The sequence below is a fragment of the Pseudoalteromonas sp. A22 genome (assembly GCF_018141345.1).
GTDB classification, from domain to species: Bacteria; Pseudomonadota; Gammaproteobacteria; order Enterobacterales; family Alteromonadaceae; genus Pseudoalteromonas; species Pseudoalteromonas maricaloris.
Map to the genome: position 1 here is coordinate 3192502 of NZ_CP047238.1, position 22184 is coordinate 3214685.

Annotated in this window: 16 protein-coding genes; 8 read left to right on the forward strand and 8 right to left on the reverse strand. The window is 42.6% G+C overall.

What is annotated here, in order from left to right:
- Positions 1-153: 153 nt before the first annotated feature.
- On the reverse strand, positions 154-495 hold the full coding sequence (locus tag GSF04_RS19265; RefSeq protein WP_211858442.1) for a hypothetical protein: 342 nt from the start codon (positions 493-495) through the stop codon (positions 154-156).
- Between the two features lie 2115 nt (positions 496-2610).
- On the opposite strand from GSF04_RS19265, the gene GSF04_RS19270 reads away from it, so the two are divergent.
- Positions 2611-3942, forward strand: a complete 1332-nt coding sequence (locus GSF04_RS19270; RefSeq protein ID WP_039493861.1) for a tetratricopeptide repeat protein — start codon at positions 2611-2613, stop codon at positions 3940-3942.
- Between the two features lie 83 nt (positions 3943-4025).
- A complete protein-coding gene (gene yeiP / locus GSF04_RS19275) occupies positions 4026-4595 on the forward strand; it encodes an elongation factor P-like protein YeiP (protein ID WP_010606026.1) in 570 nt (189 codons plus the stop codon).
- An 82-nt stretch (positions 4596-4677) separates the two neighbouring features.
- Here yeiP and GSF04_RS19280 read toward each other — a convergent pair whose 3' ends face one another.
- From GSF04_RS19280 to sixA, 5 genes are all read right to left on the reverse strand, one after another.
- Complete coding sequence (locus GSF04_RS19280; protein WP_211858443.1) at positions 4678-5517, reverse strand: DNA ligase; 840 nt, start codon at positions 5515-5517, stop codon at positions 4678-4680.
- 164 nt (positions 5518-5681) lie between these two features.
- Positions 5682-6335, reverse strand: coding sequence for an HAD family phosphatase (locus GSF04_RS19285; protein ID WP_211858444.1), 654 nt, complete (start codon positions 6333-6335; stop codon positions 5682-5684).
- A 27-nt stretch (positions 6336-6362) separates the two neighbouring features.
- Positions 6363-6662 (reverse strand): hypothetical protein, encoded by a 300-nt coding sequence (locus tag GSF04_RS19290; RefSeq protein ID WP_010374748.1) that lies wholly within the window; start codon positions 6660-6662, stop codon positions 6363-6365.
- Positions 6663-6745: 83 nt separating this feature from the next.
- A complete protein-coding gene (locus GSF04_RS19295; RefSeq protein WP_211858445.1) occupies positions 6746-9049 on the reverse strand; it encodes a TonB-dependent receptor in 2304 nt (767 codons plus the stop codon).
- A gap of 556 nt (positions 9050-9605) precedes the next feature.
- The gene (gene sixA / locus GSF04_RS19300; protein ID WP_211858453.1) at positions 9606-10067 is read right to left on the reverse strand and encodes a phosphohistidine phosphatase SixA; all 462 of its coding nucleotides are present in this window, start codon (positions 10065-10067) and stop codon (positions 9606-9608) included.
- A 286-nt stretch (positions 10068-10353) separates the two neighbouring features.
- Between sixA and GSF04_RS19305 the strand changes: the two genes are divergently transcribed.
- From GSF04_RS19305 to GSF04_RS19320, 4 genes are all read left to right on the forward strand, one after another.
- The gene (locus tag GSF04_RS19305) at positions 10354-13023 is read left to right on the forward strand and encodes an insulinase family protein (protein ID WP_211858454.1); all 2670 of its coding nucleotides are present in this window, start codon (positions 10354-10356) and stop codon (positions 13021-13023) included.
- Between the two features lie 264 nt (positions 13024-13287).
- Entirely contained in the window at positions 13288-15525 is a 2238-nt protein-coding gene (locus GSF04_RS19310; RefSeq protein WP_039493874.1) for a bifunctional diguanylate cyclase/phosphodiesterase, read from the forward strand.
- 822 nt (positions 15526-16347) lie between these two features.
- Positions 16348-16743, forward strand: coding sequence for an MmcQ/YjbR family DNA-binding protein (locus GSF04_RS19315; protein ID WP_010374742.1), 396 nt, complete (start codon positions 16348-16350; stop codon positions 16741-16743).
- A 146-nt stretch (positions 16744-16889) separates the two neighbouring features.
- Complete coding sequence (locus tag GSF04_RS19320; RefSeq protein WP_211858455.1) at positions 16890-17900, forward strand: ATP-dependent 6-phosphofructokinase; 1011 nt, start codon at positions 16890-16892, stop codon at positions 17898-17900.
- 58 nt (positions 17901-17958) lie between these two features.
- Here GSF04_RS19320 and nhaD read toward each other — a convergent pair whose 3' ends face one another.
- Positions 17959-19407, reverse strand: a complete 1449-nt coding sequence (gene nhaD / locus GSF04_RS19325) for a sodium:proton antiporter NhaD (RefSeq protein ID WP_039493878.1) — start codon at positions 19405-19407, stop codon at positions 17959-17961.
- A gap of 146 nt (positions 19408-19553) precedes the next feature.
- Between nhaD and GSF04_RS19330 the strand changes: the two genes are divergently transcribed.
- Positions 19554-20243, forward strand: a complete 690-nt coding sequence (locus tag GSF04_RS19330) for a 2OG-Fe(II) oxygenase family protein (protein ID WP_039493880.1) — start codon at positions 19554-19556, stop codon at positions 20241-20243.
- A gap of 37 nt (positions 20244-20280) precedes the next feature.
- Here GSF04_RS19330 and GSF04_RS19335 read toward each other — a convergent pair whose 3' ends face one another.
- Positions 20281-21216, reverse strand: a complete 936-nt coding sequence (locus GSF04_RS19335; RefSeq protein WP_211858457.1) for a DUF368 domain-containing protein — start codon at positions 21214-21216, stop codon at positions 20281-20283.
- Positions 21217-21336: 120 nt separating this feature from the next.
- Here GSF04_RS19335 and GSF04_RS19340 point away from each other — a divergent pair, with 120 nt between their 5' ends.
- The gene (locus tag GSF04_RS19340; protein WP_211858458.1) at positions 21337-22182 is read left to right on the forward strand and encodes a DUF3530 family protein; all 846 of its coding nucleotides are present in this window, start codon (positions 21337-21339) and stop codon (positions 22180-22182) included.
- Positions 22183-22184 lie beyond the last annotated feature (2 nt).

The window sequence follows — 22184 nt, forward strand, 5'->3', positions numbered from 1 at the left end:
AATGATTTTGTTCTGACGGCGATAATCAACTTATTGAGTTACATATAACGCCCCGCTTAGGGGCAAAAATACGTGGGCTATAATGACGAGCGAAGCGAGGACGGCCCACGTGTTTTTGTCCCAGCACGCCCCGCGTGCGTCTACAGCGGTTTGTTAGGTGCGTGGCAATTCATATCTCAATTTCATTTGTTTACTACACCTAAATGGTGGTGGACTAAACACGGTGCTACTGATTGTATGATGCGCAGCACGTGAAAACCATTTTGGTTTTGAGTCTAAAATAGCTATATCAGACGTTTTTCCGTCTAATTCAACAATAAACTCAATCTCAATAATTTCTAACAATCCGTTTTCATCAATGCCCCCAGCGGGGAGGCTTGGCCATACTAGTTCCACTGCATTTACCGGCATTACTAGCTCTGGACAAGTAGATATTGCATGTGTGCTAAATGATGTTGCCGACGATAAAAAAATAGCAAAGGTGAATGATTTCACTTGAAGCACCTAACAATTTAATAGTGCGCAAATCGCGCATATTTCTGATTTGCAATCGCGCACTTTTATGATTGATTTAGTTTTAACAAAATTGATAACTCATTGCCAACATTATTAAAAGTTCAAGTTACGGTTTTTTGAGAAAGATAAAAATGCGCAACTTGCGCATTTTCTTGAATATGGGGGAAATAGCTCTGCTTGTTAATTCTGGTTTTATCTCCTGAAGCAGCTAAGTAGCTTACAAGCACCAAAAAATCTCTCAGCACCGTTTTCCTCCCTCATCACACCCGAAAGTAAAGTGCCAATGAGTCATTTCACGCATGGATGCGTGAAAAGCGGTGACAGGGCCAAGGATGGCCCTTACACCGCGGTGACGTTCATATTGGCGATTTACTTGAGGAGTCAGTGTGATGTTGGGAGTGCCCTTTCTTTTGCATACTTGTTCTTTGGGCATCAAAGAAAAGTATGTCGTAGCCCATGGATGGGCGTCGAAACTAGTCAGGAGGACATATTAGCCTTACCCTCCTTGGCTTATATCAAAGCGCATCCATGCGCTCCTCGTTCATTCTTTTGAAACGACGCAAAAGAGCGAACCAAGAAAACGTCGCCCCAGCATCACACTCAATCCTCAAACCCTAAGCCGATATAGTGCAACCGTCTTGTAAGGCACGTCCTTGTGCCTGACAAGACTTGGCCGACATCCTGTCGGCACATTGCATATCGGCTTATGCTTTTCGGGTGTGATGGAGGGGGGGAATAAGTTGCTTGTGAGATCGTCTACAATTTTTACGGTGAAGCTGTTTGCAAGGGTTACAAAAACTATCAGCGTAGCCTCCTAACTCACAGTCTGAATCGTTTTGTGGGAGGCGGTTCACCCGCCGAGAAGTTACGCTTTTCGGGCGTGGTATTGACTGTTGTTTCTGGTTTTATCTCCTGAAGCAGCTAAGTAGCTTACAAGCACCAAAAAAGCTATCAGCACAGTTCTCCTCCCTCATCACACCCGAAAGTAAAGTGCCAATGAGTCATTTCAACGCATGGATGCGTGAAAAGCTGTGACAGGGACAGGGATGTCCCTTACACAGCGGTGACGTTCATATTGGCAATTTACTTGAGGAGTCAGTGTGATGTTGGGAGTGCCCTTTCTTTTGCTTACTTGTTCTTTGGGCATCAAAGAAAAGTAAGTCGTAGCCCATGGATGGGCGTCGAAACCAGTCAGGAGGACAGGCTGACTTCACGATAAATTTCGAGCTATCAGCCGTTAGCAACATAAACCTCCATGTTTAATATCAAAGCGCATCCATGCGCTTCTCGTTCATTCTTTTTAAACGACGCGATCGAGCGAACCAAGAAAACGTCGCCCCAGCATCACACTCAATCCTCAAACCCTAAGCCGATATATAATACCAATTGCACTAAGTCTCCAATCAATTTGAAGGGTGAAATACCATATTAACGTCGTTAAAAATTTCTCATTTAGAACAACTAAATAGCAAAATTTTTGCCTTGCCTATATGGATATAGGTACCTTGGCGGTAGCAGGACGCGAGAGCGGAGCTACTAAAGCTATTTCTCCGCTTCAAATTGCTCATTTACCTAATACAATTGGTATCGCAACCGCCTTGTAAGGCACGTCCGTGTGCCAGACAAGACTTGGCCGACATCCTGTCGGCACATTGCATATCGGCTTATGCTTTTCGGGTGTGATGGAGGGGGGAATAAGTTGCTTGTGAGATCGTCTACAATTTTTACGATAAAGCTGTTTGCAAGGGTTGCAAAAAACTATCAGCATAGCCTCCTAATTAGCAGTGCATATAGTTTTGTGGGAGGTGGTTTACCCGCCGAGCTGTTATGTTTTTCGGGTGTGATGAAGGGAAAATGCTGTAGTTTGTGAGCTCGGTTCTTACTTAAGCAGCTGAACTTTTAGGCTACGTTGAGCATAATGATTCAATATTACCCAAAACAAAATCTTAACAATTCAGTGATGTAGATTTCGCCAGAACCCTGTATTATAAGCCTGTTAAAAGCTTAGGAACGGGTGCACCTGTACGCTAAGCGAATGGATACTAAAATCAATAACTGTGCTTATGGAACTTTTTGCGCGAATGGAATGATATTATGATCAAGAAAACCGCCATCATCATTGCAATATTGGCTGCTATTAGCGGCTGTAAATCGCTAGTTTATAAAGGTAATAAACTTTACGAAGCGGGAATGTACCGCCAAGCTGCTGAATATTATTCACAAGCACTCGCGGAGGACCCAGAAGATCTTGAAGCGAAACAAGGCTTAACACTGGCGCGAGATAAGCTTATAGATAAAGGTCTTATCGATGTACGTATGCTGCGCTTAGCAAATAACTACACCGCTGCTGCAACTAGGCTAGAAGAAATCGTAGAGAACCAAGCACAATGGCAAATGAAGCCGACCGGCGCGATGGCAAATACCCAAAGAGAAGAACTAGATTATGCGAGGCAATGGCTACTCGACGAAGCCCGTTCACTCTCAAATACGCCCTACCCCGATAAGTTTAAGCTGTTTGAACATAACTATCGCCATCTGATCAGCAATGCACAGTTAGCAAGCGCCATGAGCACCCATTATGACACGTTAAGAACGCAAGCGCAGAAAAAGTGTGATGAACTTGCAGGACAGGTTAGCGGGCAGCGCTTCTATTTAAAAAGTTTCACGGAAAAATACTGTTTAGCGTGGCAAACTCCAAAACGTTTACGTGTAGATAACCAAGATAAAAGTCGTTATTTTGCGATGAACATACGAGATCGTGTCGATATTGGTTTGCGCTTTGGCAACTCAATCAGAGGACAATATGGCGCATTTATCTCAAGCCTAAATACGGCATTTAATAATAGCCTGTGGTTTGATAGTGATGGCAGTCAACAGCTTTCATTAGAGTTATATGCAGATGCAGACTATTACCGCACTAGCAATCAATATATCCAGCGTAAGCATTATCAACAGGAAGTTGAACGACCAGATCCAAATAATTCAGATAAGACGCACACCGTAGAAGTCACAAGAGAGTTCACTTACCCGGTGACCATCTACGATGAGAAATTTGATATCAACGTTAATTATGAGGCGAGTTTAGCCCATCGTTATATCAAAGGCAGTGCAAGCGATAGTAAGCATAATAAAACCCGTGCGCATCAGGCTGATTTTGAGCAACTTGATATCACCCCGCTGTCTCCAGACTTTCTTAATCTTTCTCAGATAACAGAAAAGACCTTTGACGAATTACTAAAAAAATTCTCTCAAGATCTTACGCTAACTTGGAAGCAAAATTACTGTGGGCAGGCACTTGGCACCAATAAAGGTGAAAATATTCTACGCTGTGCCAAGCTTGAGCCCGAGCATGACTATATCAACCGTTGGTTTGACCAGCACTTTGGGATCAAGTACTCAGAAATGACGACTTTATACGGTATTTGAGGCTCAGAGTGAGTTTTGAAACTCGCCAAAAAGCCGAAAAATGATTATATTGTGCCAACTTTATTTGTATTAGGAATTAAGCTATGCCAAAGGCAAGTGAAATAAAAAAACATGCCGCGATCGAGTATAACGGCCGCGTAATGATTGTTCGTGACATTGAGCGCTCAGTACCACAAGGTCGCGCTGGTGGTAGCCTATACCGTATGCGTATGTACGATGTAGTAGATAACTCTAAAGTAGATGAAACTTTTAAAGCGGAAGAAATGCTGACACTTGCAGATCTTAACCGCCGCCCTGCAATGCTTTCATATGTAGATGGTGATGAATATGTGTTTATGGATGATGAAGATTACACGCCATACCACCTAAATAAAGAGTCTATTGCTGAGCAATTGTTATTTATCGATGAATCAACGAAAGGTTTATCTATCGTAGTGGTTCAGGGCATGCCTGTTTCTATCGACTTGCCTTCAAGCGTAGAGCTTGTGATTGAAGATACTTCTCCTTCAATCAAGGGTGCATCAGCTAGTGCTAGAACAAAGCCTGCGACATTAACGACTGGTCTTGTTGTTCAAGTTCCTGAGCATATTTCAAGCGGTGACAAGATTAAGATCAACACTGCTGAATCTAAGTTCATGGGCCGTGCAGAATAAGTCCATTGCACTTTGATAGCGAGCCGTAGTGCTCGCTAGCGTATAAAAATCCCCAAGTTTTCTTTGCAGCAGTAGTGCCATTCTATAATTTTGGCCTTACTCTTAAAAATCGCGCGAAACGCGGTTTACCAAACTTAGTATATCCTTGATATCGATAGGTAATTTGACTACCAATCGGTGGTGGTGATGCGCGCTCTTCGTCGCTAAACCCCGACCCAACTTTAAACTCCATACCTTGTTCATCTCTCACCAATAGCGATCCCATCATCCCTTGGTACTTTCCCTTACCGGGTAAATGCTTAATCACGATGGCTTCGTCATCAAGGTACGGCTTGTATTTTAATACGTTGGTTGTTCTTCCATCTTCGTGTTTGGCATTTTTAGCATGCAACATAACCCCTTCACCGCCTCGCTTTAAGACACCATGATAATAGTCGTTTAGCTCATCAACGGAGCCAAATGATAACTGCTTGACGGGTTTAATATGTGATAACTCAATATGGCTTAGTAGACTTAAGTAACGCTCATGACGCTCAGAGAATATTTCTGTAGAATTTGGCGCATCAAATACATAATAAGTCACTTGACGCCAGTGCTCATTATTAGGCGAGTGGCGTCTTGCAATCGCGCTCACAAAAGCAAAGTTATTGTACCCAGCCCACAACTCGCCGTCTAGCCATGTATCAGGTAGCCCTTGCGTAAACCAGTCTGGCGCCTTAATTAAGTGACCACCACGCGTACGCAGTTGCGAGCCATCCCAAATGGCCCTAACACCATCGAACTTTTCACTAACAAGATAATTAGAAATATCTTCGTCGCCTTGATATACCGAAGCAAGCTGGATTTTTGTGTAGGTTTCATTTCCATAAAGGAGATTGGAAAAACCTAATAATAGACAGAATAAGAATGGTACATATCGCATAGCATAATCCTTTGCAGTGGATAGTTAATACCAGCGAATTGGTGCATTGTTTGCGTTCGCCGATATTAAAAATTAACAAAATTCACACTTAAAGATTACACAAGAATCGACGTTTGTAAAATCGAACAGCTTTGACTAAAAGTCCCTGTTTATACCAATTGCTATTACCTTTCAGGGCAAAGCCAGTCAAAAACCGCTTCTAGATCGGTAAATGAATGATCGGCAAGACTTAAATCTTGTTTATTAGAGTGCATATTTGGCACGACAACCGCAGTTAACCCGGCTTCCTTGGCTGAAGTTAATCCTGTGCAGGTGTCTTCTATTGCCACGGCTTCGTGTGGCGCAATATTTAGCGCAGCGAGCGCCTTGTGGTAAGGTTCTGGATGAGGCTTCGGCTGTTCGACATCGTCTTTGCACACAATGACAGAAAATAACTCTAATAACCGATAGTGTTGTAAAACAGGAAGCGCTTCTGCTTTGCTACTTCCTGTCACGAGTCCGATTGGACAACGCGTTGAGGTTAATTCAACGACTTGCTTTGCAAAATGCATCAATCTGGGGAGTACTTCCGCAGCGGTTGCGACAAAGACGACATTTTTCTCATCACATAAATCGCGGGCAGAAGGCGCAAGTTGGTGTCTTTCTTTGAGTATATGCGCGGCTTTAAGCGTTGGCACACCCGAAAACTCATCACAAAAGTCATGCTCCGTATAAGTAACCTGATACGGGGCTAACACCTTCATCCAACTTTGGTAATGGAGTGCTTCTGAATCAACTAATGTACCGTCAAAATCAAATAAAACTGCCTGAAAACGCATTTACACTCCTTAATTTGGTTGTATTAATTAACCGTTGATCCCTGCTGGTGGCTCAGCAGTGGCTTCTTCACCGCTATCAACTTCAACTAATGTATAGCCTCGTGGCTGTCTAATCACTTTTAGAATTGGCTTATCGAAAGCTGACTTCAGTCTATCTGCATCCGCTTGCAACTCTTCCATCGAACGGCCAAAAGGTGCAGCACCCGTTTCAGACCAATTCGTTACCTTACCATTTAAGTTATATTCCACTTCATGGATTTGATATAAAGCCGCTTCGTCTTTTGTTGCTTCACAATATATCACTCGATAATTCCAAAAACCTGACATATCCACTCCTAACATAAAAATTTCATTAAAAAGCCCGCTTAATGCGGGCTTTAGTTACTCTATTATAATCACTGTAGCGTGAATTAGAAGAATTTCACCTTGAATTCAGCACCAATGAAGCGCGCTTCATTTAGCATACCGGTGTTGTTATTGAAATCTACACCACCGATAACCACTTGCTCGTCAAATAGGTTACGAACAAAGGCTGACACTTCATATTCGTTATCGCCTTCAGACCACATATAACCAGTACGAAGACCTGTTTCAAATAACGCTTCGCCTTCAAATTCTACTGATTTGTATAAGAAGAAGTCTACTTCACTACGGTAAGACATATCACCATATACAAAGAACTCGCCGCCTTCTAACTCTTTCGTGTAGCGAAGTGTTGCGTTTGCGATCCACTCAGGAGCGTGAGGCAAGCTGTTACCGTCCAAAATTGCTCGAGCTTCTGGACCGTTCGCACCCTCAACCATATAGGTCGGATCCGTCACGGTACACTGCGCGCAAACCGCTACTGCTAAGTTTTTATCTTCCAACTCAGTTTTGTTATAGCTTAGGTTAAAGGTTGCATTTAACTCATCCGTTAACACCCATTCGGTATCAAGTTCGAAACCATAACCGGTTGTTTTATCAGCATTCACTAAGCGGTTGAAGTTTGAGCCGCCACCTACAGCCGTTAGCTGTTGGTCATCCATCTGATAGTAGAATACTGTCGCGTTTACACGACCTTGACCATCAAGTACGTCTGACTTAATACCTGCTTCAATTGAGTTGGTAGTTTCTGACTTAGCAACAGTCACTTCATCACCGAACAAAATACGGCCTTGAACACTTGGAGCACGGAAACCGTTAGCTACGCGACCAAACAAGTTTACGTCATCAGTTAGCTTATAAGTAGCACTTAAGTCCCAGCTGACGTGGCTATCGCTTGGGTTAGCGTTACCATCAAGTACGTCTGGAGAGCCGTTCCAAGGTGTTGGGTTTTTAGTACGCTTGGCGTAAAACTCTTTCTCATCGTCAGAATAACGCAAACCTGCTGTTACTTTTAAATCATCAGATACGGTGTAATCAAAAGAGCCGAATACCGCCCATGCTGATGTATCTTGATCTTGGTAAGCATAACCATTTTGTGCACCGTACTGACCAAGGCCAGCATCAAATGCAAATGTATCAAAGCTGTAGCTTTCAATCATGAGATCTTCTTCAAATAAGAAGATACCTACCTGATAGTTGTAATCGCCAGAGAAGTTGCTAGATAAACGAAGCTCTTGCGTGTACTGATTATGCTCAGGAATAACGTCAGCTGTTTCAGAAGCAAATGGAATGATACCTGGGCCTTGGAAACCAAGGAAGTCAGCACCGTAACCACCGTCAACGTCTGCACGAGAATAGATTTCAGCACTTTCCCAAGCAGTAATTGACGTTACAGTATGCTCAGGTAAGTCCCATTCAAGCTTTAGACTCAAACCTTGAGTTTCAACCTGTTGCGTCGAACGAGAGGCCGCATCGTGGTATACCACATCGTTGTCATACAATGGGTTAATGTTATTTGTGCCAGCTTCAATTAAATTTGCGCGAAATGCAATTGGGCGACCATCTAAATCACGGTAGTGGTAGTTAAGTAGGCCGTTAAAATCATCGCCTTCATATAGGAATTGAACACGAACGGCTTGCTCGCTGTAACCACCTAGAGAGTCTTCTTTCTCGAAGCCTGGCGCTTTTACATCGATATAGTCTTCTTGTTCCTGCCACAATGCAGAAATACGCGTTGATACACGCTCAGTTACTGAGCCGCCTACTGCGCCCTCAAAGTCTACCGCGCCGCGGCTACCATAAGAAACAGCAGCATAGCCATCAAACTCTTGGCTTGGTCTAACTGTGTCAAATTTAACAAGACCTGCTGGCGTGTTACGACCGAATAGCGTGCCCTGAGGACCACGTAATACTTCAATACGTGCAATATCGAATACAGGGAAGCCTTTTAGAATAGGGTTTTCTTGAACCACTTCATCAACAACCAAAGATACAGGTTGAGAAGCATTTAGATCGAAGTCTGTGTTACCTAATCCACGTACGTAAAAACGTGGGAAAGTACGACCAAACGAAGATTCTACCGATAAACTTGGGATCTTCGCATTCATAAAGCGAATGTCCATACCCGCTGAGCTGTAAGCATTCAAGTTATCACCTTGAAGCGCTGAAACAGACACAGGTACTTCCTGCGCGTTTTCAACACGTTTACGTGCGGTGATTTGAATAACTTCTAGTTGATTTTTTTTGGCTTGCTCTTCTTCAGCAAGTGCAGAAAATGAAGTACCTGCCACAGCAGAGAACAACGTAGCATTAATAAGGGTAGCTAACGTAGATCTTTTCATTGCTTTCATGTTGGTTTTCGACCTTTTAGTGCACTCTTTGTTCAACGGTTTAAAATTTGGGCGCCGTTTCACTTGGCGTGAACGTTCAATTTTTCGCGATTTGAATATAATAACGCGGACCTTACAGTCGAGAGTGCGATACAACTTTGTAAGGCTGAACGAGACGGCGGTAATTATAGCAGGTAATTTCTACTTTGCTTTATAAACCGAACTAAAAAATCAATTTTTTTGCAACTTTCAGCGACGTTAGCTGACAGTTCACAACATTTAGCAACAAAAAACACAAAAAAGCGGACAATTGTCCTTTAAACTTAATGGCATATAAGTTCCATAAAACCATATTTACCGATAACAGAACCATAACACAGTGGTCGAAACTGTGCAGGTTACCTAAACAATACAAATTTGCGCCCAAACAAACGTATTGGCCATATCGGAAACCATGATTGCAATGCCAATGATATGACACTGGTGTAATGATAAAGTTCAAACAAAATTAAAAAGAGGACATTAGACCGATTAAAGGGAAGTTTTAGCCTTTCTATACCAATTATGAATAAAAGGCTTAAGGTAACTGCATCGATGTGAATTCGGCGCGGCCAGTCTGTTCATTGTATTCAATTATAGCTACCGCGGCAGTCGAGAAGATAGGCATTGTATCCGGGCACAAACGGTCTACCAAGTAACTAACTATTGGCATATGTGCGACTAAAATCCAGGTTTGGTGTGTTGGATACATAGAGATAAGTGTTTCTAAATAATCAATAGCTGTGTGTGCTGATCCACTCGGTACTATGTCTGAACAGGTTTCAACAAATTTAGGAGTTTGAAGTGCAAGCACTTGCTCCGCGGTTTGTTGTGCTCTGATGAAGGGACTCACAAGTGCTGCGTCTATCTCAAAATATTGTTTCAACCATTCACCTACATCCTTGGCTTGTTGTAATCCTTGTTCGGTTAAATTTCTGCTTGCATCGTCGGCTTGCATGGGTTCAGCTTCACCATGACGCATTATCAAGATAGTCTTCATACTGTTCAGCACCTTCTGTTTATATCACCCTACATATATGCAGACTTATGCGTGATGAGATCCACGTTTAACCTACTGTCGCTAATGGCCTTTCCCTTCTACGCCACTCACACTCGGGATCTTATACTTGCTGACTACTCACATATGCAGCTTGGTATTATTTTCTTCTAAACCGGTAGCTATCTCACTGGTTTGTTCGCTATATTAAAACAAATGAAGGATTAACATGAAATGAAATTCTAATTACCTTCAGTTATCTTTTAACTAATTTATCGGCAGCAGCATATTGAAACTGAGTAATAATGATAGTCGGCAGTACCAATTACTAACACTGGACAATGGTCTTAGAGTCTTGTTGATCAATGACGATTCAACTGCTAAATGCGCCGTATCATTAACAGTTAATGTCGGCCACTTTGACGACCCCGAAACGCGTCAAGGGATGGCGCACTTTTTGGAGCATATGCTATTCCTTGGTACTGCAGAGCATCCTGATTCAGGTGGCTTTTCGCAATTTATTAGTCAGTATGGTGGCCAGAGCAATGCGTGGACCGGTACCGAGCACTCGAGCTATTACTTTGATTGCGACGCCGAACAACTAGACGAAGCGTTAGAACGCTTTAGCCAATTTTTTGTGTCTCCACTGCTGAGCGAGAGCGATACTGAAAAAGAGCGTGAAGCCATCGATGCCGAGTTTAAGATGAAAATCAAAGATGATGGCCGTCGCATCTATCAAGTTCATAAAGAAACCATCAATCCTCAGCATCCTTTTGCCAAGTTCTCTGTTGGTACCCGAGACACTCTCGCAGATCGTAATGGTAATATTGCCAGTGAATTACGAGCGTTTTTCAATCAATACTATCAGGCCCAATGGATGACTTTGGTGATAGCTGCACCACAACCGCTGGCTACACTTGCGACCTTTTGCTCACCTTTTACAAAAATTGTTGGCAGCAAAGCGCAAAAGCCAGCGATCCAAGCGCCTATGTACCGAGAGCAAGACCTACAGCTAGAACTGCAAATAAAGCCTAGAAAACATATGCAAAAACTTATTGTCAGTTTTGCTATGCCCAACCCTACAGATTTATACCGCCATAAAAGTGTGAGCTTTTTAGCCCATTTGTTAGGGTATGAAGGTAAAGGCTCTCTGTATTCTATCCTCAAGTCACAAGGTTGGATCAATGCCCTATCGGCTGGCGGTGGGATCACGGGTAGTAATTTCAGAGATTTTAATATCAGCTTTGCACTTACCGATGAAGGGATTGAATACTATGAAGACATAGTGGAAATGCTGTTCGAGTACATAGCATTAATTAAGCAAAATACTGCTGCACTACCACGCCTTTATCAAGACAAAAGCACTTTACTAGATATCGCGTTCGATAACCAAGAAGTCGGCCGCATGTTAGACTGGGTAAATTCAATCAGCGTGAATATGCACCACTATGAGGAAGAAGATTTTCTCTATGGTGATTATCGCATGGATGGCTTTTCTCAAGAGCAGCACGAAAAACTACTGATGCATTTGTGTCCTACCAATATGCGCCTTGTGCTTATCCACCCTCATGTGGAGGTTAATAAAAAGGCCAAGTGGTACAACACGCCATACAGTGTCTCGCCAATAGCCAAAGATTGGATTGAGTCGCTCTATAATGTGCATATGCCTTTGCCACAAATGTCGTTGCCACTAATTAATCCATATCTTAGCGCGAAGAATCCACTTCATGATGTAGAGAGTGAACAGGATACGCCGATCCGTCTAGCTGATCAGCCTGGATTTGAATTTTGGTTTAAGCAGGATTTGACTTTTAGAGTCACCAAAGGGCATTTTTATCTCGAAATAGATTCCGCCCCGTCCGTCACCTGTCACAAGCATATGGCACTCTCTCGCCTGTTTGCCGATCTCTTTATGGATGCGGTCGCTGAGCGTTTTTATAGCGCAGAATTAGCCGGCCTTAGTTATCATATTAATTCCCATCAAGGTGGCTTAACACTTCACACCGCAGGGCTTACTGGTAATCAAATCACCTTGGTTTTAGAGCTAGTCGAGGCGCTACTGAATCAACCAATCCATGCAGCTCGCTTTGCGGAATATAAAAAGCAACTTATCCGCCATTGGAAGAATCACAATAAGAATAAGCCTGTTAGCGAACTGTTTAGCCGACTTGGTGCCCATTTGATGCCCTGGAACCCAAGTCCTGAAGACTTAGCCGGCGCACTTAAAAGTGCCAGTTTTAACGAATTTCAACTATTTCGAAAGCAGTTTTTTTCAGCCATTCATGTCAAAGCTTTCATGCATGGCAACTGGCAACTAAAACATGCTGAAAAATTAAAAACATCAGTGCACGGGCTATTTTCAAGTAGCGAAATTTTAGAAGATTTGAAACGTCCCTTAAACGAGTTGACGAAACTAACGGAACAACATATCGAACGCGAAGGCAGTGATTATGCCTTCATTGAATATTTTCAATCACGTACCGATTCCGTTAAAGAAAAAGTCACCATGATGGCGATTAATAATCTCATTAATCAAGATTATTTTGAGCAATTAAGAACAAAGGAACAACTTGGTTATTTAGTTGGCGCAGGGTATGCACCATTCAATACACGTGCAGGTATCGCTTTTTATATTCAATCTCCCAACTTTGATAGTGAACACCTACTTGCACGGCACAATCAATTTCTTAAGCAGTTTGCCAAACAATTGCATCAGCTCGATGAAGTGAGTTGGCAACGTTCGAAAGAAAGCTTGTTACTACATATATCGGAGCAAGACAAAAATCTAAGGCTAAGGGCGCAGCGTTTGTGGATTTCAATTACCAATGACTTCCACCAGTTTGATATGCAACAAAGATTAATCCAAGCTTTGGCCGACTTGGAATTAGAAGACATCCTTACTTATATAGATAAGATGTTAGAGCCAAATGCTCCACGACTGATTTTAAAGTGTAATTAGTGTTTTAGTGTAAGCAAGGAGTGCTTATCAAACCTTTGAATGACTAATAAGACTTTTCTCACCTAGTCCATTAATTTGAGAGCTAATCAAAGTTCAAAAAATACGCAGCCATACTCGTTAGAACAATGAATTTCATCTGAAACTTTGTTTCGCTGTTGTGAAAAACCGCAATTAACCTGAATTTCCCCTTAATCAACGTTTTCCTTTTGACTACTACAATGGCTTGATTTAGATTAGAGATTGCAGTTATGAATTACGCATTATATGAGCCTAAAAATAAAAACAATAACAATCAATGCACTACTTTTATCACTGACTCCGCATGTAATTTACGCCAGTGACGCAAGTGTATTAACAGGTGCCCAGTTAGCTTGGCTCGTACCATGCGTGATTGCTCTGCTCAGCATTCCCTACTTAGTTTGGTCAAATCACCAACTCAAAAAGTCCACTCTTCAACTTAAGCATTCAGAACAACGATTTAAAAGTACCATTGAAGGCAGTGGCGATACACTATGGGACTGGAATATTCAATCAGGTGAGATTGTTCGGATCAACGATAAATACGGCATGAACTCTGCGAAGCCTGGCAGCGTCATCCCCAATCAGCATAGGATCCATCCACAAGACCTATTAATCGTTGAAAAGCTGATGAAACAGCACTTCGCAGAAAAGACACCATTCTTTGAAGCAAGCTATCGTATTAAAGATGAACTAGGCCAGTATCACTGGGTGTTAGACCGAGGCAAAATTATCGAGAAAGATGCCAACCTTAACCCCCTAAGAATGACAGGTACGGTTCGCGACATTAGTCACTTCAAGAGTACCGAGGAAAGGCTAAATCTGTTTGCAAAATGTGTTGAATCTCTTACTGACGCGATCGCAATTTATGACCGACACTATAATTTGGTCGATCTCAATCCGAGTTACCTTAAATTATTTGGTGGCCAACGAGAACATTATCTAAATAAACATTTTAGCTTACCAGGTTATGACAATAAGTTTGTTGCTCAGGTAAAGGCTCAGCTTAAACAAACAGAGCATTGGCAAGAAGAACTCAAACTTCGTAATGCGGCAGACGTACTCTTACCAATCGAAATTACGATTGATGAAATTAAAAATAACCACGGTCAGATCAGTAACTATGTGGTTGTTTATTCTGATTTAACTGAGCGTAAAAAGGCAGAGTCTCAACTCCACAATTTATCTAATCGCGATCGTACAACAGGTCTTCCCAATCGCAACTTGTTCTTTACCAACTTACAAAAGTTGTCATTACAAGGGACACACCATGCGCTACTTGTCTTTGACTTAGATAACTTTAAAAAGATCAACGATTCGCTAGGCCACCAGTTAGGTGATACGCTACTTGCGAAACTGGCAATGCGGCTAAATAAACTAGCTCGCCAACAAGATACCTTCTACCGACTAGGTGGTGACGAATTTGCGCTGGTGATTTCAGGCACCAATGATATTCACACTATTACACGTACAGCAAAACAATTTCTAGCGGCGATTGCGACTCCTTTTAAAATTGCTAATCACGAGTTAGTGATCACCTCTTCTGTTGGAATTGTACTGTGCCCTGAAGATGGTAAGTCTCCTGAAAGTCTGCTGAAAAATGCAGATACGGCTATGTATCATGCCAAGCAAAAGGGTAACCATTATTTATTCTTTAATGATTCCATGAACGAGCAAGCGGTTAAGCGTCTGCAAATTGAAAACTTAATGCGCTATGGCCTCAAAGAAGATCACTTTGTTGTCTACTATCAGCCAAAAATGAATATTAAAACCGGTGAACTGGTTGGCATGGAAGCGCTAGTCCGTTTCATTACCCCAAAAAAGGGGGTGATAAGTCCTGGTGTATTCATCCCTATCGCAGAAGAAACCGGACAGATCATCGAAATTGGTGAAGTCGTTTTAGACAAAGCATGCCGTGATGTAAAGCGCTGGATTGATAAAGGACTGTTCAATGGCAGAGTTGCGGTTAATTTATCAGCAAAACAGTTTAGCTTGCCGGATCTAACCACTCGTATCGACATTATCTTGCAAAAAAATCAACTTCCTTCTTATTTTCTTGAGTTAGAAATCACAGAAGGAACGGTGATGGACGATCCAAAAGAAGCAATTTCGATAATGCGCTCACTTAGTGCTAGAGGAATACACTTAGCCATGGATGACTTTGGTACTGGCTATTCGTCACTGGCTTATCTCAAGCAATTTCCGCTAAATACACTCAAGGTCGATAAAGCATTTATCGATGATATGGGTAACGAGCGCGGTAGAAACATGGTTGACTCTATTGTCACTATCGCGCATAACTTAGATCTTCACGTTGTTGCGGAAGGGGTTGAAAATGAAGAACAACTCAATATTTTAGAGCAGCTAAACTGCCAAACAGTTCAGGGCTACTACTATTCAAAACCGCTTTCAAGCAGTGAATTTGAACAATTTTTAAAGCAACACACCCCGAGTGAAAAGCCAAACCTACAGCTCGTGCAATAGCCTAGTTTCATTTGACCTAACCACTTTACGCTTTCCAACTAACTAAATTTGCGCAGCGACGCATCCACGCTCTACGATAGTGCACTCGAAACAGAATTAACGCCGCGGGGCCTGTTACTACGGCCAAACTTAACCAGCGTTTTCTTGGCATTCCAGTCCATAGAGTTTGAAGATACATTACCATCGCACATAAAGCTGAAATTATTCCAAAAGCCACTGATACTCCTCGGTTTTTTAATTCAATAAGAAAACTAAAACATTCTTTATTAGGAAAGAAACATCACATTTCGATGCTATTTACTAATGCGGCCGATGAGTCTACACAACGTTTAATATTTAATCAATGAAGAAATTATTGTTGCATATTTTTGTATTATTTAATTTAATAGCGGACTGTTTAGAGGTATAGCATTGCACAAGGGATGTTATGCCGTAACTTTTCCTAATTTGGGAAACAGAGACAAGTGGGAAATTTTTTACGGTCAACTGGCAATGATTTCCTAGCTTAGTCCACTTAGGTTATGAGTGTATTTTTAGCATAATTTGTGAAGCCAACTTAGTCCTTAACTGGAAATTAAAAGTTAGCTTTTCTAATATTGTAGACGACTGAAATTTTAGTGCTTTTACACACTGTACTTATTTTAATCGTCAACTGTGAGTTAAACCGATATAAAACGGTCAGTTATTCAATAATTGTCTGCGTTATAACGCCATAGTATAGACTTTCTGATAGTTTTTACTGATAGACGATTACAGTATTATCACAAGAGCTGCTAAACTTACTCTCATGTAGTATTAACTGTTACTTCAAGGACACGGGCTATGGATCAGAAAAGCGTACATGAATATTTGCAGGCCAAGCCTGCAACCTTTATCACTAAGCCTTTTGCGCAAGACGTAGATGTGTACAAAGTTCAGCATAAAATGTTTGCAACTCTAACTGAGGGGAAAGAGGGGCAAGTAGATGAAAATGGTGAACCTGTTTGGTGGTTAAATGTAAAATGCGACCCTGACGAAGCATTATTGCTTAGAGACAAGTATTCGTCTGTTGTGCCTGGTTATCACATGAATAAGCGTCTTTGGAACACAGTCATCTTAGATGGCACTATTCCAGAAGACGAAATAAAGAAAATGATCGATGATTCTTATCAAATCGTCGTAGATAACCTACCGACCGCACAACGTGAAGAACTTGCTAGCAAAGTCACGCAACGTTAATTAAAACGGCATTTAGGTAGACCTAAATGCCGTTTTACCTTTCTATATCCTCGCATTTAATCTCTACCTTTAATGTCGATCAACTTGTCTTCAAATCACTCTGGTAGTATACAAAAAGAATAACCTAGCAATAATAGAGTGGCGACATGACGAAAAGGATAGCAGTACTGACAAGTGGCGGCGATGCACCCGGTATGAACTCAGCGATTAGGGCTATCACGTTAAGTGCCTTGAGATCTGGATTTCAGTGCTTTGGCTTTTTTCATGGTTACAATGGTCTAATTAATCAAGAGTACACCGAGCTAAGTGCGGTTTCCGTCACCGATATCACCCAACTTGGTGGCACAATTCTAAAAAGTGCCCGCTGCCCTGCGATGCTAGAACCCTCTGGCGTGCTGCAAGCAGCAAATGCCCTGAGAAAGCTCCATATTGACGTACTTATTGTGATTGGTGGTGATGGCTCGTTTAGGGGAATGCAGGCGCTGGCAGCTCACTGGCAAGGTCAGCTAATTGGTATTCCCGGTACTATAGATAACGACCTTTCAGGGTGTGACAACACCATTGGTTTTTCCACAGCCATCAATACTGCCACTTCCGCAATAGATAAAATCCGCGATACCGCAAATGCCTTTGAGCGAGTTTTTATCACCGAGGTGATGGGTCGTCATAACGGACATATTGCTTACCATGTAGGTATTGCGACAGGTGCTGAGGCTATCATTTCATTTGAAAACTGCACGGCAGAGCATACCTCTCAGGTCTTAGCTCATGTCAAGAATGCCATCGAGCAGCAACATCAACACGGTAGCTTTTTGATAATACTGGCCGAGAATTTATGGCCAGGCGGCGCTCAAGCGCTTAAAACAGAGTTAAATAGCAATGCCGATATCAATTGCGCACTTTGCGTGTTAGGGCATATTCAACGAGGTGGGGCACCATCTGTTGAAGATAGAATGCTCGCCACGGAATTAGGGGTAGCGGCCGTGGAAGTGGTTAATGGCAGCATCAAAGCAAACACTGAAATTGCGACGCCTGTAATGGTAGGAAAAATACATGGTGCAATTGTAATTACTGAAGTCGAGAAAGTGCTGAGTATGGATAAACCAGTATCACAGGAATGGGTGCAACGATATCAGCACTACCTCGCCGAGCAATAAATACAGTGAGAGTGAAGCACATATTGATTATTCACTCTCACTACACTTTGGGTAAGCGCTAGCCAAACACGCTAAAAGCAGATTCGTTAAGCCACAGGTGACATAAAATACTTGCGATATAACCAAGCAAAATCACGGGTGCCCATTTTAAGTGCCCCATAAAAGTATAATAGCCTCTAGCTTGCCCCATGAGCGCAACACCTGCCGCCGAGCCAATAGAAAGTAAACTCCCCCCTACTCCAGCCGTAAGCGTGATCAACAACCAATGGCCATGTGACATTTCAGGTTGCATCGACAGCACCGCAAACATCACAGGAATATTATCGATGACCGCGGAAATAATCCCTAAGAATACGTTGGCATACGTTGCAGACCATTCACCATATAATATCTCTGACATTAAACTTAAATAACCGAGAAACCCAAGGCCACCAACACACATAACAATACCGTAGAAGAATAATAAGGTATCCCACTCAGCGCGTGAAACTTTGCTAAAGACATCAAATGGCACAACACTTCCTAACTTCTCAAGACGCTCTTGATCCCCTTCTCTTTCCGCCATCGCTCGCTTGCGTGCTAATGACCCCGGTAATGTCATTCTTAGAAAGTAACCAAAAAACTGTAGGTAACCGAGGCCCATCATCATGCCAAGGACCGGTGGTAAATGCAGCAAACTATGTGAGAGCACAGCGGTTGCGACAGTCAGTAGGAACAAAGTTAAAATTCTTAAAGCGCCGCGTTTAAGCTCTACTCTTTCGTAAACTGCACTGGGCTTTCTATCCGCCACAAAATAACTCATTACGAGTGCTGGTACGATGTAATTGACCAGTGAAGGAACAAATAGCGCTAAAAATTCACTGAAATGTACCATACCGGCTTGCCATACCATCAAAGTGGTAATGTCACCAAAGGGACTGAATGCACCGCCAGCATTGGCTGCTATCACGATATTGATACAGCTTAGATTGATAAACTCTTTGTCACCATCAGCCACCTTCATCACCACGGCACACATTAGTAAGGCTGTTGTTAGGTTGTCTGCGATTGGAGAGATAAAAAAGGATAAGAACCCAGTGATCCAAAATAGATTCTTATAGCTAAAACCCTTTTGGATCATCCACGCTCGTAGCGCATCAAAAAGGCGGCGCTCCTCTAGTGCGTTGATATAAGTCATCGCAACGAGCAAGAACAACATCAACTCCGCAAATTCTAACAAATTATGCCGAAATGCGTGCTCGGTAACATCGGGTTGCCCCTGATTGACATAATACGCGCCAATCATGAGCCAAATGATGCCTGCCGCCACAAGCACTGGCTTTGATTTTCGCATATGGAGTTTTTCTTCGAGCATTACAAGTGCGTATGCTAAAACGAAGACAACAATACAAACCAAGCCGAGTGTCGAGCTGGTAAGATCTAAGGTGCCTTGAGCCGCCAAGGCTGGTGATGGGATCACGGATATGACCCATGCGCAACAGAATAGCAGTAGTCCATTGATTTTCATTTTTTTGCCTATCGATGAGTGCAGAGGGATGGCATTTCAGCCAAACTCACTTTAGCATAGATAAAAAGTAATCAGCATTGGACTGAAGTCTAAGGCATCCTGTTTACAGTATTACAAACAGGCCCATACATCAGCAGTAGGTATATATGCTTCAACTTTCGCAGCAACAACAAATTGAATTACAGCAAAAATTGAGCAACGATGGCTTTGCACGGATTGAAAATATTCTAGACGATACAAACGCTCAACAACTACATGAGTGTCTCTGTAACTTAGACTACCAGCTCGCACTGTTTCATAACGGGGCAGCAAAATCAGTCAAAGACAGTGATATTCTTGCCTTAACACCGCAAGAGCAGCAAGCCTTGCTCGAAGATATACATAGCTATGCATCACGTGGGGTTGGTTTTATGTATGGCCGCCACTCCATAGAATCGACGAGCCCTGAGGCTCTGAAAAAACTCTACAATAACCTCAATAGTAGCGCTGTACAGTCCTGCTTTTCCGCTATCTCTGGACAGAACATAATCCGTACCTCTGCCCAAGCAACACGATTTATTGGTGGTCAGTATTTAACTCGACATAATGACATTGTTGAAGCTGAGGGCCGGGTTTATGCCTATGTACTCAGCCTAAGCAAAAGTTGGCACCCTGACTGGGGCGGGCTACTGCAGTTTTTTGAACGTGATGGCACACCCACTAAAAGTTATGCACCTAAGTTTAATTCATTGGTGGTTTTTGATGTAAGTAAAATTCATTCTGTGACTTACGTCGCACCATTCGCAAAAGCGCCGCGACTTTCTGTAACGGGGTGGTTTAGAACAATAGACACGTAAGCTCAACGCGTGTCTATTGTTCTAGGTGTCTATTTTATTAATATTTTTCGCTTATCTTTTCAATGGTTAAGATCAGCGCAAGGCCTGCGATGGCAAGCGCAATACATGCCAGCGTATTTGGATCTTGACCGTATAGCGTACTATATTGCGCTGGCAAAATATTGGCCTGACTCAATGGCTTTTCGATACCACTGGAATTCACGTAAGTCGTAAGCACTTGTTTCCAAGGCCACAATAAATTAAGCGAGCCAAGTAAAAAACCAGCTAGTAGCGAAAACGTTACTTGTTGATAGTGCGCCAATAGCCAGCTGAGTAGGCGCGAAAACGACATTAACCCCACAATACAACCTAGTAAGAATAAACTCACTAAGCCAAGTTCAAGCTGGTTCACCGCACTGAGCACATGGCCATACATACCCAATAACAGTAGGATAAAGCTCCCTGAGATCCCAGGTAAGATCATCGCGCAAATGGCGATAGCACCGGAGATAAAAAACATCCAATGAGATGCTTGCGCTTCAGCTGGTGAAAGAGAAGTAATAGCAAAGGCTACGATAGCTCCAACTGCGCAGGCAATAATATTTTGGCCGTTCCACTGAGAGACCTGTTTTGCAACATAGATAAAAGAAGCGACGATAAGACCAAAGAAAAATGACCATACCAGTGTTTGGTGTGCTTCCAATAAATAAGTGATCACCTTCGCCAAAGACGCTGCACTGATGAGCAAACCAGAAAATACCGCCAGTAAAAAGCTACCATCAATGTACTGCCAAGTTGCTTTTAGGCCGTCACGGCGCAATGTACTCAAAGCCTGTAAGTTCACACTTTTAATGGCATTTAAAAAACGTGCATAGATACCGGTAATAAAAGCAATGGTGCCGCCGGAAACGCCAGGGACAACATCCGCAGCCCCCATTCCGGCCCCTTTTAAAAACATAAAGAGATAGTCTCGTTTGCTATCTTTATACTGCACAAATTTCTCCTTTCATTTCCACTGCCGAGCAGTTTAACTTAAAACGCTAAAAAATAGCGACAGCTAAAGCTTTCGCTTAACTGGTCGATAACCAATTATGATATTTTACGCGCTTGTACCATGATCATCAGAACGCTTTTATTACTTGTTACCGCTTTACCCGCGACGACTTTTGCAGCAGAACATATTGATGCAGCACCACTTGGTTCTCTTTATCAGCAAGACGCTAATCGCTTCTACGAGCCATCGCAACTGATAAAGCTGGAAAGCGAAAACGAAAGCTTTTATGTATTTCATCAAGAATATATGGCAGCTGCTCGTGAAGGCATCGTGATCTTATTACCAGACATGCAAACTCCGCCCCTCAATAACAGCGGCATAAGCTTTCTTGCAAAACGCTTAAGCGATGATGGCTACGACACGTATACCCTTACTCCGCCGGACCTTTCTTATGCACCGAGTCTGCTAGAGCAAGACATCGCGCTCCCCGATGCTGAAAAACCGGCTCAGCAAACGCTTGCACCCATTTCAGAATCTAATCTCGACGAATATAAAATGGCCTTGATCAGCCGCTTTGAGGTGCTTTATAACACCCTGTCCATGACTCAAACAGAAAAGTTGGTGGTTGTCGCATTTGGTAATAGCGCAGGCTTATTCGGTGAGCACTTAGCCACCCTGCCCAATCTACGTATCGATGCCTTTGCCGTTGTTAGCCCACAACTACCTAATGCAACGCGGCAAAAGCACTTGGCATCCAACCTTTCTTTGATCAGCCCTGCTTTACTGGATGTTTACTACAGTTTTGACAATCCTATTGTGGTCGACAATACGCCGGACAGAGCCCGCTGGGCGAGAAAAAACAGTAAATTTGATTATCGCCAACGGGAGCTTTTTGGAGAAAAAACCGATCCACTCCAACATCAAAGGCTCAGAAAGGAATTACTCGGTTTTTTACGCGTCTTATAGTG

Excerpts from the sequence above, each read along its gene's own strand:
- GSF04_RS19310 (WP_039493874.1), top strand. The coding sequence starts at position 13,288 with ATGAGCCTAAAAATAAAAACAATAACAATCAATGCACTACTTTTATCA.
- GSF04_RS19270 (WP_039493861.1), top strand. The coding sequence starts at position 2,611 with ATGATCAAGAAAACCGCCATCATCATTGCAATATTGGCTGCTATTAGC.
- GSF04_RS19290 (WP_010374748.1), bottom strand. The coding sequence starts at position 6,662 with ATGTCAGGTTTTTGGAATTATCGAGTGATATATTGTGAAGCAACAAAA.
- GSF04_RS19285 (WP_211858444.1), bottom strand. The coding sequence starts at position 6,335 with ATGCGTTTTCAGGCAGTTTTATTTGATTTTGACGGTACATTAGTTGAT.
- sixA (WP_211858453.1), bottom strand. The coding sequence starts at position 10,067 with ATGAAGACTATCTTGATAATGCGTCATGGTGAAGCTGAACCCATGCAA.
- nhaD (WP_039493878.1), bottom strand. The coding sequence starts at position 19,407 with ATGAAAATCAATGGACTACTGCTATTCTGTTGCGCATGGGTCATATCC.
- GSF04_RS19320 (WP_211858455.1), top strand. The coding sequence starts at position 16,890 with ATGACGAAAAGGATAGCAGTACTGACAAGTGGCGGCGATGCACCCGGT.
- GSF04_RS19315 (WP_010374742.1), top strand. The coding sequence starts at position 16,348 with ATGGATCAGAAAAGCGTACATGAATATTTGCAGGCCAAGCCTGCAACC.
- GSF04_RS19280 (WP_211858443.1), bottom strand. The coding sequence starts at position 5,517 with ATGCGATATGTACCATTCTTATTCTGTCTATTATTAGGTTTTTCCAAT.
- GSF04_RS19295 (WP_211858445.1), bottom strand. The coding sequence starts at position 9,049 with ATGAAAGCAATGAAAAGATCTACGTTAGCTACCCTTATTAATGCTACG.
- GSF04_RS19340 (WP_211858458.1), top strand. The coding sequence starts at position 21,337 with ATGATCATCAGAACGCTTTTATTACTTGTTACCGCTTTACCCGCGACG.
- yeiP (WP_010606026.1), top strand. The coding sequence starts at position 4,026 with ATGCCAAAGGCAAGTGAAATAAAAAAACATGCCGCGATCGAGTATAAC.
- GSF04_RS19330 (WP_039493880.1), top strand. The coding sequence starts at position 19,554 with ATGCTTCAACTTTCGCAGCAACAACAAATTGAATTACAGCAAAAATTG.